The following is a 14758-nucleotide window of genomic DNA, read 5'->3' on the forward strand; positions in this document are numbered from 1 at the left end:
AGCCTCAAGTCTACACCGACCCGCAAGCTGCAGAGCAGGCGGAGCTGGCGAATTTGGTCAAAGGATTTTTCCCCGAGAAGGACATGCAGTATGTCGAGCGCAAGTGGCAGGAAGCCCTGAGCCTGGGGCGTACGCCCATCGAGCATGTGTTGGCTGATCTGGCGGCTGAGAAAGGCCTGGAGCTCGAGTCTTTCCAGCACCTGTACGAAGTGCAGAAGAAGGCTGCGGAGATGGCGATTGGCTTCGCGGTGTTCGACCAGGTCACTGATCTGCAGAAAACGGCGCAGGTTCACCCGTTGAAAGTACGCCCTGCGTGTTGGTGGTCAGCTGAAAGCTACAGTGATTCGGTTGGCCTGCAACACGCATTCGGGCAGGTGTGTCTGGCCAATGGATACCGTGGCTCCTACCTGATGGATGTCTCTCATGACTGGATTGCCCGATCGCCGGCATTTATCGATGCATTGACCCTAGACCTGAAGGTGTTGGAAGCCTAATCTGACGGAGCAGCCCCGGACCCGCACAAAAAAACACCCCGGCCTTGAAAGGGCCGGGGTGTTTTTTTTGTGCGGGTCCGGGGGCGGCACTTCGGTAGCACAAATGAAAACGCCCCTGTCGGGAAAGGGGCGTTGCTTAGGGCCTGGTGGTCAGGATCAGAAACTGTATTTGACCGAAAGCCTCACGTTGCGTGGGTCGCCGTAGACGTTTTCAGCAAGGAATGGGTTGTCGGTTATGCTCACGTAATACTTCTTGTTGAACACGTTGTTCAGGTTCAGGCGAGCGTCGATATGGTCGGTTGGCTTGAAACCGACCATTAGGTCCAGGAGGGCGTAGGCGCCCTGCTCGATTTTGTAATCAGTCCCCTTGTTGTACACGGAGTTCTGACCATAGACGGTACCACCGATGCGCCAGCGCTCAAGTTCGCCCGGCAATTGGTAGTTGGTCGTGAGCTTGACCAGATGGCGGGGCAGGTCGGTATCGAAGCTGCGGCCGATGTTGGCGCTGTCAGAATCACTGCGGTACTTGACCTCGGTGTAGGTATAGCCAGCGCCAACCTGCCAGCGCGGGGTGATTGCGCCTTGCAGTTCCATGTCGATACCTTGCGCGCGCACTTTACCGGCTGCTTCGTAGCATGTCCTGGCAGTCGGGCAGTTGTCGGCCTCTCGAGCACGGTTTTCCTGATCCATGCGGAACAACGCGATGGAGCCGTTGAGTGCGCCGTTGAAGTATTCGCCCTTGATACCGACTTCATAGTTTTTGCCCACGACCGGTTCCAGCAGGCCGCCGCCGGCATTCAGATAATTCTGCGGTTTGAAGATGTCGGTGTAGCTCACATACACCGAGTGATTATCGTTCAGATCGTAGACCAGGCCTGCGTACTTGGTGACATGGCGGGTGACTTTATAATCCACAGGCCCGTAGTTGGATTTCGCGTCATATTCGTACCAGTCCAGGCGGCTGCCAAGGATCAGGTGCAATGGGTCTGCCAGGCTGAAGCGGCCGGTGACGTAGGCGCTCTTCTGCTCGATGTTGATGTGCTGCCAGTAGGTGGAGATCAGCGTCGTCGGTTTGGGACGCAGGCCCGGATCCCATTCGTGGACGTTGATGTCCTCGTAGACGGAGTTGTCGGTGTGTTCGACCAGCTTGATATTCTCTTCCCGGGCGCTGGCACCTACTACCAGTTGATGTTCCCGGTCGAACAACCGGAACGGACCGCTGGCGAACGCGTCGACGCCGGTCTGGGCGTCATCGTATTTATAGCCACCGAGAATCTGGCTGTAGACGTCGGCGTCGTTGTTGACCTTGCTGGCGAGGTGGTCCAGTTTCGACCAGATCTTGTTGCCCGACAGGGTGAGCTTCCAGTCGTTGGCCAAGCTTTGTTCGAGCTTGGCGAAGGCGGTGGTCGTGTCTTTGTCCCAGTAATCCCAGTCGTTGCCCAGGTAGGTTGAGCGGGGCAAGTGCAGGTCACTGCCGTTCGCCGCCACTGGAATGCCGCCCCAGGGTAGGTGGTTGTTGTCGTCCTGATAGGACGCGCCGATGGTCAACAAGGTGTCGTCGCTAAGGTCTGCTTCGAGCACGCCATAGTAGACGCCGCGCTCGGTCTGGACGTTGTCCTGAAAGCTATGGTTGTTCTGGTAGGCACCCACAAAGCGGCCACGGACGGTGCCTTGGTCGTTGAGGGGGCCACTGACGTCTGCCTCCGTGCGATAACGGTCCCAACTGCCGGCGCTGGCGGTAATGCTTGCCTGGGCCTCTGCAGTGGGCTTCTTGCGTACCAGGTTGATCGAGGCTGCCGGGTTACCCGCCCCCTGCATCAGGCCGGTCGCACCACGGACAATTTCAACGTGGTCGTACATCGCCATGTCGCCCGACGCGATGATGTCGGCAGTGTTGCCGCCCACATTGGTCGGAATCCCGTCGTACATGAGATTGTCGACCTGGTACCCGCGGGAGTAGTAGCGCTGCCGGTCTGGGCCGAACCGCTGTGAGTTCATGCCGGGGGCATTGCGCACCACATCATCCAGGGTATTCATGGCCTGGTCATCCATGCGCTGGCGCGTGATCACCGTGACAGATTGAGGCGTCTCGCGCATTGTCAGCGGCAGCTTGGTTGCGGTCTGCATGGTGCCGGTGGTGTAGGAGCCGGTGCCTTCGGTGGAGGCGCCCAATCCCGTACCGTGCACACTGGTCGCGCCGAGTTCCACGGCATCACCGTCGGCGGTGGGAGAGAGTGTCAACAAGTTGTCCTGCAGGCTGAAGCGGACCTTTGTGCCGCGCAATAATTGAGAGATACCCTGCTCGATGCTGAAGCTGCCATTGACCGCCGCGCTATTCTGGCCTGCGACGATATCCGGGCTGTAGAGCACCTGGACATCGGCCTGGCGACCGAATTCGGTCAGAGCAGCTGCCAGGGGCTGGGCGGGTATGTTCAGCTTCACCTCTTGCGCCTGGGCAGCCATCACCGGCAGCGCAAGCGCAAGGCCGGTGGTGGCCAGCAAGCGAGTTTTGCGAACCGAATGACGTATCAGCAAGGCCCGGGCGAGCGGGGTCAATCCGTGAAGGGATGGCATGGGTGCTCTCTTTGATCGCGTTGTGTCGACGTTAATTGATTATTGCGCGGGACACCCCCAATGATGCGCCGCTGTATTTGAACGAAACGAGAAAGGTTTTCTTTAAGGTTTTGTGAAGGATGTCACGAAAGGACGGGGGAGAGGGCTGCTGTGCAGCCCGTTTGGGGCCATGGGCCGCTCCTGCATGTCAAGAAGCGACCCGGGGGGGTCAGGCGGGTTGTTCAGCCCCGACGCGCTCAGTGGCGACGCGGCCGCGATCCATGCGGATCAATTGATCGGCGACGTGGAAGTAACGGTCGTCGTGAGAGATGACGATGATGGTGCGGCCCTGGCGTTTCATTTCCGGCAGCAGCTCGGTGTAGAACACCCGGCGGAAGGACGGGTCCTGGTCGGCGGCCCATTCGTCGAACACCAGCACCGGGCGTTCATCGAGCCAGGCGTTGACCAGTGCCAGGCGCTTGCGCTGGCCGGTGGACAAGGCGGTGGTGCTGTAGCTGCCGTCGACCAGGCTGACCTTGTGGGCGATGTCCAGGCGCTCCAGGTAACGGGCCACCAGTTCGGGTTTGTCGGCGGCCACAGGGCTCAGGTCATCGAACAGGTGGTGGTCGGCGAAGATGGTGGTGAACAGCTGGCGGTAGTCGTCACGGCCTTCATCAGTGACGGGCTGGCCGTTGAGCTGGATCTGGCCTGTATGAGGCGGATACAGCCCCAATAGCACCTTGATCAGCGAGGTCTTGCCGCAGCCGTTTTCGCCGACGATGAACAGGATCTCGCCCTGGTTCACCGTGAGGTCCACCGGCCCCAGGCGGAACGGGTCACTGCCGGGAATCACCGGGTAGTCGTAGCGCACCTGGCGCAACTCCAGTCGCTCGAATGGCGCGGCCTGGGTGGCCATCTGGCCGGGCTGGCCTTGCACCTCGGGTGTTGAGAAGCGCTGGGACAGTTCGGCCACCCGGCCCAGGGCGATGCGGGCGCGGCCGATCATCGGCAGGTTGAGCACAAGCTGTTCCAGCGGGCCTTTCATGTACAGCATCACCAGCACGAAACCGCCCAGCACTGTGCGCTCGGCCGAAGGCCACATCACCTGGAAGGCAATGGCCAGGCCGATGACCGCGAAGAACAGCATCGAGCCGAAGGTTTCTGCGCTGATGAAGATGGCGCCGGCGCGGATGTTGGCCCGGGCGATGCGCTGGGTGACGCCGTCGATCTGCTCATCGCGCAGGCGCCAGCGGCGTTGGCGCTGGATACGCAGCTCCTTGGCACCGTCGGTGATCGCCTGGTAATAGCCTTGCAGCTCGTCCTCGCCTTCACGGCCTTCGGCCATGCGCCGGTTGCCAAAGCGCTGGGCGACGTATTGGGCCGCCACGCCGATGGCCACGGTAAGCAGGGTTAGCGCCAGGATCTGCCACGACAACAGCGCCAGGTAGGCGAGGCACGCCAGCGTCACGGTGAAGGAGATCACCATCGGCGCCACCGAAAGGGCGAAGCTGCTGATGGTGGTGACGTCGTTGAGCAGGATCGGGATCAGCCGGTGGCTGCGAAAGCGCTCCAGTTGCTCGATGGGCGCGCCGAGTACCTTGCCCGCCAGCTCGCGGCGCAGGTTGCGCACCACGTACTGGCCCACGTGGTTGGTCAGCAGGCGAGAGCCAGTGGAGCAGCCCAGGGTCAGCAGGCACAGCCCGGCGAACTGCAGGGCCACCCAGGCGGTGGGGCCGTCTGCCTGGTTCATGGCGCGGTTGACGGTAGCCAGCAGCGCGGTCACCCCCAGGCCGCTGATGATCCCCATGGCGACGGAGGCCACGACAGCCAGCCGGAACGGTTCGAGGATGCGCCAGGTCTCGCGGGCCAGGCTGTTTGCGGAAACGGTCATGTGCAGGTCTCGGTGAGCCGGAGTCAGGCGTTGGCCATGACCCTGAGGAAGGTTTCGGTAAAGGTGTTCATCTGGTCTTCGGTACCCACGGTGACGCGCATCCACTCGGGCCAGGCCGCAAACAGCCGACCCACGCGCACGCCTTGCGCGGCCATGGCTTCGATAACCGGCGTTGCGGGGCGCTTGAGGTGCACCATGAAGCAGTTGGCCTGGGCTTGGGTGCAGCGGTAACCGGCCTTTTGCAGGCGCTCGGTGGTGGCGTTCAGGACCCGTTGGTTGGTGCGTTTTCGGGTCGCTACAAGATCGCGTTGTTCGAGGCTGGCGATGCCGCCCAGCGATGCGCTCAGGGCAATGAAGTTGCGCCCGTTATAGGCCTGCAAACGGGTGAGCACCGCAGGCCTGGCTATGGCCAGACCCAGCCGGGCCCCCGCCATGCCATACAGCTTGGAGAACGTGCGCAGCACCAGCACGTCGTCGTGGGCCACGGCCAGGTCCAGGCAGGGCCTGGCATCGGAGAAGTGGATATACGCTTCGTCGATGATGGCCAGGCAGTCCTTGGGTTTGTTCGTCACCAGCTGCTCGATGTCGGCGCGGGGCGTCAGGGTGCCAGTGGGATTGTTGGGGTTGCAGAGGTAGATCACGCCGGCATTCGGGTCGGCTTCCAGCATGGCGCTCACGTCATGGGCATGGTGGGCGTCCAGCGGTACTTCGTGCAAAGCTGCACCTATCGATCGGGCACCGCTGGCGAGGGAGTCGTAGGTGGGGGCCGCGACGACGACGCTGCGTGGACCGGCATAGTGTGCCAGTCCCTCCTGCAGCGGCAGGCGCGAGCCGCCGAATACGGCAACATGATCGGTGGGTACACCGTTTTGTCGGGCGAACAACTCGATCAACCGCACTTGCTGTTCGTAGTAATAGCGGCCGCTTTGGCGGGCGCCCAGTTGCATGGTTTTGACGGCCGATTCACTGGGACCGTACGGGCTTTCGTTGTAATCCAGGCGGATGATGTCATCCCCGAAGACCGGGTCGACCGGGCGGTGCGTTGGCGGTTGCCGGGCCCAGGCAGGCAAGGCCGGAGCCAGGCTGGCCAAGGTGGCGGCGGTTACGAAGGCGCGTCGCTTGAGGTCGGTCATCGGGTAAATCTCCGTTAGGGTGATGGGGGTTTAGTCCTTGGCTGTGTCATTGAGGTTGCGGGCCACTCGGAAGCCGAGCCAGTCGCCGAATACATCGTGGCCGCGTTCGTTGCGGTTGCCGGAGCGGGAGAAAATGGGCGGCTCGGTCCAGTCGTTACCTCGGATCTGCCTGAAGTCGCAATTGCCGCCTGTGAGCCAGGCGCTACCGTCGGAGGGGGCGCCGTTGTAGCTGTCGTGCACGCAGTCCTGCAGCCATTCGTAGACATTGCCGTGCATGTCGTACATGCCGAAGGCGTTGGGCGGGAAGCTGCCCACGGGCGCGGTATAGGTGTAGCCGTCGCGTGGGCCGTAGGTGTTGGCGTGCTTGGTGATCTGGTATTGCCCCGGCTCATCGAAGTCGAACGGGAATGGGCCGGTGGAACCAGCGCGGCCGGTGTATTCGCGTTCGGCCTCGGTGAGCATGCGGTAGGGTTTGCCGGTCTTCTTGGCGATCCAGGCCACATAGCCCTGGACATCGTCCCAGCTCATGCATACGGCTGGCTGACGCGGGCCTTGCGGGTAGCTGGGCTTGCCGTTGGTGCACAGGCGGCCTGGGCGGTCGTCGCCGGTGGGTAGCACGGTGCCGGTTTCCTTGGCATACACCTGCCACTCTTGTGCGGTGATGTGGAAGCGCGTGACCGCGAACGGGTGCGCGAAGGTAACCGTGCGCAGCGGGCCCTCGTCGGGCTGCCTGCCCACCTCATCGTCGGGCGTGCCCATGGTGAAGCTTCCCGGCGGGATCACCACCAGCTCGGGGCAATCCTTGCAGTCCTTGAAGACCTTGCCAGGCGTGGTCGGGTCGGCTGCAAAGGCGTTGAGCGACAGCAGCGTGCAAGTGAAAGCGAACAGGTAGATCAGCCGTTTCATGGGTGTCCTTGCAAGTGTTGGGTGACAGGAGGAGCGGCCGGCTTGGCGGTCTTCTGGGCGGCGTCCCACACACGCAGGAAGTTGCCGCCCCAGAGCTTGGCGATGTCTTCGTCGGAGTAACCGTGCTTGATCAGCTCGGCGGTGACGTTGCGGGCCTGGCTTGCATCCTGCCAGCCGATCACGCCGCCGCCGTCGTTGAAGTCCGAACTGATGCCGACGTGGTCGATGCCGATCTTTTTCACGGCGTAGTCGATGGAGTCGACGTAATCGCTCAGGTTGGCTGCAGGCTCGTGACGCAGCACGTCGTAGAACTTGGGCAGGTATTCGCCGAACTTCTTTTCCGACCAGATGGAAAACACCGGGTCTGTGGTAGTGCCTATCTGGGTCTGGTTTTGCAGGTCGGGCAGGCCGTACTCGGCGCGCAGCTTGTTCATGGCCGTGATGGTGTCGCGGCTGAAAGGCTTGAGGTAATGCGAATAGGCAACGATGTTGACCAGCCCGCCGGTGGCCTTGATGGCGGCCAGGTCTGCATCGGAGAGGTTGCGGCGGATATCCATCATGCCCTGCACGCCGGTGTGGGAGGCGAGGATCGGCGCCCGGCTCTGTTTCGCGACTTGCTGCAAGGCCTGGCTGGACATCTGCGAGACGTCGATGACTACGCCCAGGTCGTTGAGCTTGGCCACGGCGCGGCGGCCCAGTGCCGAAAGGCCGCCCAGCGGGTCGACCGAATCGCCCAGAAAGGGCAATGGGCGCGCCGAGTCCACCCAGCTGTTGTTGCCTACGTAGCCGGGGCCGAATACCCGTACACCGCGCGCAGCCCACAGGTCGAGTTTGTCAACGTCGTCGCCCAGCGGGGCGGCGTTGAGCATGCTGATGACGATGGCAAACTTGCCTTCACCGGCCAGCCGGCGGAAGTCCGCCGGGGAGTAGGCGATGCCCGCCTGGTTGGGGAAGTCCTTGGCGATGTTGGTGATGATCCGGTAGCGCACTTCCAGTTCGTTGGCCATGGCCTGCTGGAACCCGTCGGTGGGGCGATGTGGCCAGTTTGGTCCGGTCCAGAACTCCGGCCACGACCAGATCGCGATGGAGGCACCGCGCAAGCGCGCTTTGGCGGCCTTGGGCAGGTCGAACTGGGTCGGGCCGTCGCGGTTCGGCTCCTGGCCATCGCTGCCGTAGGTCAGCGGCACGTCCAGGTGCGCATCCAGGGCCAGGATGCGCTCCTGCAGGGCCTCGGCGCGCCGTTCGGTTTCGCGGTCGTAAAGATGGTTGGGGAGGTAGACAAAGTACCACCAGGCGCCGACGGCGGTGCCGGCGACCAGGCTGAGCAAAACGGCGAGCGCCACGGCCCATGGCCATTTGCGCGGTGAAGTTCGGTGTTTCGTCATTGCGTTCTCGACCCGCCTGTTGGACGGCCCTATGCCGTCGGAACCTGATGAGTGGAACGAGTCGTGGGGGTGGGAATTTACACAGCCGGTAAATCCCCTCTGCGAGTGTTCGTTCTGGTAGCAGTAGTCATGTCACGAGTACGGTGGATGAATTTTTCGCGTCGAGGGATGCTGGCAGGCCTTTTGGCCGCTGGGGTCGTGCTGCCCGCCGGGTATTACGCACGGCAGAAGTGGGAACAGGACCAGGAGGCGGAACTGGCCTCCGACGAGCCGGCGGTGCCGGTTGACAACCTGCCCGATGCCTTGCTCGGCGAACGCCTGGTGGGCATCTGGGACTGGCAACTGCTGGACAACCAGCAAGCCCTGCCGGCCCTGGCAAAGCCTCTTGAGTTGCTGCTCGACGTGGGCCAGGGGGCGCGCGCCGTGCGCGGCTACCTGGGGCGAGCGCCGTACCTGGAGGATGGTTTGCAGGTGTATGGCCGGTTGTCAGCCGACAAGCTCCCCCAGGTGCATTGGCGCATGGTGGCTGTCGACGGCCAGGTGTACGACTGCAGCGCTGTGCTCGATGAGATCTGGGGTGTCTGGGGTGAGGGTGGGGGTGGTGCCACCCTGAGTGGCCAGGTAAGTCTGGCCGGCACCCAGGCCGGGTACTCCGGGCCCATCGCCCGATTTGTGGTCAGCCGCCGACGGTTCGTCGAGGCCCGTGAACGGCTGCCGTACGTGGCTGAGCTGCACGAAGACCTGATTTCGCCCAGGCGTCGCTACTTTCATCAGATCTGGCATGCCGGGCGTGACAAGTGGCACCGCATCGACGAATCACGCCGGCAGGCCGTACGCGCCCTCGGTTGGCAGCCCGGGCCACTGGGCAAGGAGCGTGGCGCCCGCGGTCATGACCGGCACCGAAACGGCTCGGGCGAAGACTTTTTGTTCATGCACCGGCACATGCTCCACGGTGTGCGCGAGGTCCAGGACCTGCGCTCATGGCCGAGCATGCCTGCGCCACGGCCGTTCATTGGCCAGGGTGTACCCGCATTTGCCGACTACCTTGACAACCGGACCGGCTACAGCGTGCCGCCTACCTGGCAGAGTGAGGGCGACGAGGCGTTCAGCCAGTGGTTGTACTACCTCAAGAGTAACCATGGCCTGTACGCCAACTTCCAGCTCTGGGAGGCGCAGCTGCACGATCCCGAATACCTGAGCACGCTGTGCCTGGGCGAGCTCGGCTCGCGTATCGAGCTGGGGATCCACGACTGGTTGCACATGCGCTGGGCAGCATTGGGGCGCGACCCGAACTCTGGCTTGCCGATGGTGTACGCCCGGCGCAACTACGACTTTTCCGAACGCTGGTTCGGCGCAGCCAACGACTTCCTCGGCGATCCGTTCTCGTCCCATGTGAACCCGGTGTTCTGGGCGTTCCATGGCTGGATCGACGACCGCTTGAGCGACTGGTTCCTGGCCCATCAGCAAGCCCACCCGGGCGAGGTGCAGCACAAGACGGTCAATGGCATTCCGTGGTTCGCCCCTGGCCGTTGGGTGCGCGTGGCCGAGCCATGGCTCGGGCCCTCGCGTGAGGGCTGTGGGGCCTGGGGTGTGGGTAACGGTGGCGGCGGCGGTCAACTGGATATCGAGACGATGAAGCTGGCGTTGCAGATTATCTTCAGCCCGGAGGAGGAGGCCGACCGGTTGTCTGGCCTGGTGCCACGGCGGCCTTGGTATGGGCGGCACCTGGCGGCGGGGCCAAGCCGCGACGGGATCTGAGGGGGCTGAGCAAAGGGCTGCTGTGCAGCCCTCTCTCCATCAAGCTTGCTGCCACAACCGCTTAAAGCGTACGCCAGCCTCCACCCAATGCCTTGTAAAGCGCCACGCTGGCCTGCAGCCGGTCGCGGCGCAGTTGCACACGTTCGTTCTGGGCATCGAACAGGGTGCGCTGGGCTTCGAGGACGCTGAGCAGGTCTTCGGCGCCGGCACGGTAGCGGTTTTCCGCCAGGTCGAAGGCCCGTTGTGCCTGCTCCAGCTCATCGCGTTGCCAGGCGGCCTGGCGGTCAAGGCCGTCGATACTGTTCAGGGCTTTTTCCACTTCGCCGAAGCTGGTCACGATTACGCCTCGGTAGTTTTCCAGCAGCTCCTGCTGACGTGCCACGGCCTTGTCCCGTTCGGCCTGGAGCCGGCCATGGTTGAAGATCGGTGCGGTGAGCCCGGCGCTCAGGTTGAGCACCGGGTTGCGTAGCAGGTTGGCTGCCTGGGCATCGCCGGTGGCGAGGCTGGCGGTGAGGTTCAGTTGCGGGAACAGCGCCGCACGGGCTACCTGGATATCGGCTTGGGCAGCGGCCAGACGCGCTTCGGCGCTGGCGATGTCCGGGCGCCGGGTGAGCAGTTGGCTTGGCACGCCGGCGGCGATGCTGGGGCCGCTCAGCCGATCGAAGGGCTGCTCCTCCAGATGCAGCGCCTGCACGGGTTGGCCGAGCAGGGTCGCCAGGGTTACCAGGGCTTCGTTGGCTTGTTGACGGTAGAGCGGCAGCTGGCGCTGCTGGCTGGCCACCACACGTTGTTGCTGTGCCAGTTCCAGGGCGGTTGCTGAGCCTGCCTTGAACCGGGTGCGCGCCACTGCCAGGACTTGCTCGGCGTTGTCCAGGTTCAGGCCTGCGATGCGTACCTGCTCGCGTGCCGCAATGGCTTGCAGGTAGCTGTCGGCAACGCTGCCCAGCAGGCTGAGCTCCAAGGTGTCGCGGTCGTGCTGGCTGGCCTCGAAGGCGAACCGGGCACTGTTGCGGGCTGCAGCCTTGCCACCCCAGAAGTCGGTTTCGTAGCTGACGGTCAGTGCAGTATTGAAGTAGTGATAGGTGCGCTCGCTATTGGAGGTGTCCTGCTCGCTGTAGCCCTGGCCACGCAGCAGTCGCTGGCGGTATGCGTCGATGCTGCCATCGACGCTTGGCCACAGCCCGGCGCCAGCGATGCGCAGGTCTTCGCGGGCCTGTTGCACCCGGGCGATTGCGGCCTTGAGGTCATGGCTGTCGTGGCGTGCCTGGTCGACCAGGCGGCTCAACTGCGGGCTGCCGAAACTCTGCCACCAGCGATCGAACGAGACGTCCTGGGCGGCAGCCGTCGGCATCTGCCAGGCGGCGGGCGGTGCGATCCCGCTGGGTGGGGGAGCGGAGCTCTGGCTGCTGCAAGCGCCAAGCAGTACCAGCATGGGCAGTGATGCGTAGAAGGTTCGAGTCATGTTCATTCACTGGTCAGGGCAACGACCGGGTCTAGCCCGGCGGCTTTGCGGGCGGGCATGAAACCGAATATCACGCCGGTGGCCACGGCACAGGCGAAGGCGCCGAAGATGGCCATCGCGGAAAAGGCCACGGCCACCTGGGCTAACGCCAGGCCGGCACCGACCAGTAGCGCCAGGACGACGCCGATGCTGCCGCCCACCAGCGACAGCACCACGGCCTCGGTCAGGAACTGGCGCAGGATGTCGCGCTGGCGGGCCCCGACGGCGATGCGGATGCCGATTTCCCGGGTGCGCTCCCGTACGGTCATGAGCATCACGTTCATTACGCCGATACCGCCTACCAGCAAGGAGATGGCGGCAATCGCCCCCAGCATCAGCGACAGGCCATTGCGGGTTTGTGCTTCGGCCTGGATCATTGCTGCGCTGTTGTCGACTTCGAAATCCTCGATACCGTCGTGCAGGGCAAGCATAAGGTGACGTATCGCCTGTTCGGCCTCTTGCACCAGAGTACTGTCGGCGGCGCCTATCACCACGTACTCCGGGTGCTGGATCCCGGAGAGACGGATCCTCAAGGCCGAATACGGAATGGCGATGCGCAGGTCATTGCGCTGGTTGGCTCCGCTTGAGCCCTTGGTCGCCAGCACGCCGATGACCTGGAAGGGTACGTTTTCGATCAGGATGTATTGGCCTAACGGGTCCTGGCTGTCGAACAGTTTTTTCCGAACCTCCGAACCGATCACTGCAACAGCGTTGCCCAGGCGCTCATCTGCCTCGGTGAAGAAGCTGCCTTGGGTAACTGGCCAGTTGAAGATTTCGGTGAAAACGGGGGTGTATCCGCCGATGGTGGACATCAGGTCCTGATTGCCGTAGCGGACCTGCGCCTGCTGGGTAAGTGCTGGCATGATTCGCTTGATCTGGGGCAGTTCTGCCAATGCCTGGACATCGCTCAGGCGTATCTCCCCAGGTGGGCTGCGTGGTGTAGGCGAGGCGCCGTTGAGGAACATCAGGTTGGCCCCAAACGCCCCCATCTGCGCCATCACCTGGCGCTTGCTGCCTTCGCCCACCGCCAGCATCACCACCACAGACGCTACGCCGATGATGATGCCGAGCAGGGTCAGAGCGGTGCGTACGCGGTTGGTCCACATCACGCGCCAGGCTGCATGCAGGGCATCCAGGGTTTCGCCAAGCCAGCTGCCATGCTCGTGGCTGGCCTGCAGCAGGCCTTTGCGCAGGTCCTGGGCGTCGAGCGAGCCGGTCCGGTGTTGGGCGGTTGCGCCCTGGGCGCTGTCGCTGATCACTTCGCCATCCAGCACTTCGATCACCCGCTGGGCCCGGGCGGCCACGTTTCGGTCATGGGTGATGAGGATTACCACATGACCCTGTTCGGCGAGTTCTTCGAGCAGCGTCATGACTTCTGCGCCGCTGTGGCTGTCGAGCGCGCCGGTGGGTTCATCGGCGAGGATGATGTGACCGCCGTTCATCAGTGCGCGGGCAATCGACACGCGCTGTTGCTGGCCGCCGGACATCTGCCGCGGACGGTTGGCCGCTCGTGTGTGAAGGCCCAGGCGTTCGAGCAGCGCCTGGGCGCGTTCGGCCCTCGGTGCGGATGCGGCGCCTGTATAGAGTGCGGGCATCTCGACGTTTTCCTGGGCGCTGGCCGAGGGGATCAGGTGGTAACCCTGGAACACGAAGCCGAACGCCTTGCGCCGTAGCCAGGCCAGTTCGTCGTCATTGAGGGTGGCCACGTCCAGGCCTGCGAAGTGGTATTGGCCCGAGGTGGGGCGGTCCAGGCAGCCGAGGATGTTCATCAGCGTCGACTTGCCTGAGCCGGACGCACCGACGATGGCGATGAACTCACCGGCATGGATGCACAGGTCGACGCCGCGCAGGACCTCGACCCGGGGGCTGTCACCGCCGCCATAGGCCTTGCGGATGCCGCGCAACTCGATCAGTGGCGTGCTCATTCAGCCCCCTACGCCCGTCGGGCCGATCAGCAGCTTGTCGCCTTCGGCCAGGCCGTCGACGATCTGAATGCGCATGCGGTCCGACAGGCCGGTGCGCACCTTGCGGGACTGGACCTGGCCATCGGCGGCCAGCACCTGGGCCGTCTGGCGGCCTTCGGCGTCCGGCTTGCCCTGCAAGGCCGCGACGGGCGCCGTGAGTACATCGTGGGCGCTGCCGGCGATAAAGAACACCTGGGCAGTCATGTCGGCCATCAGGGCGTTATCGGTGTTGTCGACATCCAGCAGCACAGTGTAGAGCACCACTCGGCCGCTGCCGGAGCTGCTGGCACTGCTGCCCGAGCCGCCGGCTGCAGCGGGGCTGCCGCCGCCTTGGCTCATCTGCTCCAGCGGTTTGGGCTGTATGGGCAGGATCTGCCTCACGGTGCTGCTCCAGCGCCGGCCGTTGCCGCTCAGGGTCGTGAAGTAGGCTTTCATGCCGGCCTCGACCTTGCCGATGTCGGCCTCCGATACCTCGGCCCATACTGTCATGGGTGACAGGCGGGCAATGCGCAGGATCAACGGTGTGCGTTGCTGGGCATTGAGGGTCTGGCCTTCGCGGGCATCCACCGCGACGACCGTGCCAGCCATGGGGGCGTAGATCCGGGTATAGCCCAATTCTGCTTCGGCGCTGCGCAGGGTGGCCTGGGCCTTGCCGATCTGGGCGCGGTACATGTCGATCCGGGCCTGGGTGGTCAGCACCTTGGCCTGGGCAGTCTGCACGTCTTCGTCGCGCGTGGCGCCGTCGGCGGCCATGCGTTGCTGGCGGTGCAGCTGTTGTTTGGCCAATAGATGTTCGGCCTGCTGTTCCTTGACCTGCGCCTTGAGGGTTTCGATGGCGTAACGTTCGGCGTCCAGCTGAGCCTGTTGGGTGGACGGGTCGATCTCTACCAACAATTGACCCTGTTTGACGGTGTCGCCCACTTCTACGTGCAGTGTGCGAATCTGCCCGGAAGCCTGGGCGCCGACGTCTACGTACTGGCGCGGTTGCAGGGTCCCCAGGGCAGTGACACTGGACTCGATATTGCCGCGTGCCACCTGCACGAATGGGCGCTGTTCGGCATCATTGGGCAGCAGCTGCCAGGCCGCCGCGGCAGCCAGGGGAATGAGGCAGAGCATGACGATTGCAGCACGGCGGGTGAGGCGAGAATGAATCATGCAGGAGACCGGCCAGAG

The 14758-nt window shown here is 63.7% G+C and carries 9 protein-coding genes; 1 reads left to right on the plus strand and 8 read right to left on the minus strand.

Annotated elements, in window-relative coordinates; genetic code table 11:
• Positions 1-650: 650 nt before the first annotated feature.
• From N805_RS01340 to N805_RS01360, 5 genes are all read right to left on the minus strand, one after another.
• The gene (locus tag N805_RS01340; RefSeq protein ID WP_028613368.1) at positions 651-3068 is read right to left on the minus strand and encodes a TonB-dependent siderophore receptor; all 2418 of its coding nucleotides are present in this window, start codon (positions 3066-3068) and stop codon (positions 651-653) included.
• Positions 3069-3276: 208 nt separating this feature from the next.
• Positions 3277-4938 (minus strand): cyclic peptide export ABC transporter, encoded by a 1662-nt coding sequence (locus tag N805_RS01345; protein WP_028613367.1) that lies wholly within the window; start codon positions 4936-4938, stop codon positions 3277-3279.
• 23 nt (positions 4939-4961) lie between these two features.
• A complete protein-coding gene (locus N805_RS01350; protein ID WP_028613366.1) occupies positions 4962-6071 on the minus strand; it encodes an aminotransferase class I/II-fold pyridoxal phosphate-dependent enzyme in 1110 nt (369 codons plus the stop codon).
• Between the two features lie 30 nt (positions 6072-6101).
• Positions 6102-6977: a formylglycine-generating enzyme family protein gene (locus N805_RS01355; RefSeq protein ID WP_028613365.1), complete on the minus strand. Its 876-nt coding sequence runs from the start codon at positions 6975-6977 to the stop codon at positions 6102-6104.
• Complete coding sequence (locus N805_RS01360) at positions 6974-8362, minus strand: dipeptidase (protein ID WP_080956763.1); 1389 nt, start codon at positions 8360-8362, stop codon at positions 6974-6976. The genes N805_RS01355 and N805_RS01360 overlap by 4 nt, the downstream gene beginning before the upstream one ends.
• 147 nt (positions 8363-8509) lie before the next feature.
• On the opposite strand from N805_RS01360, the gene N805_RS01365 reads away from it, so the two are divergent.
• Positions 8510-10120, plus strand: coding sequence for a hypothetical protein (locus tag N805_RS01365; protein ID WP_019472596.1), 1611 nt, complete (start codon positions 8510-8512; stop codon positions 10118-10120).
• 61 nt (positions 10121-10181) lie between these two features.
• On the opposite strand, the gene N805_RS01370 is transcribed toward N805_RS01365, so the two are convergent.
• The 3 genes from N805_RS01370 to N805_RS01380 are packed head-to-tail and all read right to left on the minus strand — an operon-like array spanning position 10182 to position 14740.
• Positions 10182-11588: an efflux transporter outer membrane subunit gene (locus tag N805_RS01370; RefSeq protein ID WP_026034589.1), complete on the minus strand. Its 1407-nt coding sequence runs from the start codon at positions 11586-11588 to the stop codon at positions 10182-10184.
• A complete protein-coding gene (locus N805_RS01375) occupies positions 11585-13546 on the minus strand; it encodes a MacB family efflux pump subunit (RefSeq protein ID WP_019472598.1) in 1962 nt (653 codons plus the stop codon). Before N805_RS01375 ends, N805_RS01370 begins: the two co-directional genes overlap by 4 nt.
• Positions 13547-14740: an efflux RND transporter periplasmic adaptor subunit gene (locus tag N805_RS01380; RefSeq protein WP_026034590.1), complete on the minus strand. Its 1194-nt coding sequence runs from the start codon at positions 14738-14740 to the stop codon at positions 13547-13549.
• Between the last annotated feature and the right edge of the window lie 18 nt (positions 14741-14758).

The organism is Pseudomonas putida S13.1.2 (genome assembly GCF_000498395.2).
GTDB classification, from domain to species: domain Bacteria; phylum Pseudomonadota; class Gammaproteobacteria; order Pseudomonadales; family Pseudomonadaceae; genus Aquipseudomonas; species Aquipseudomonas putida_Q.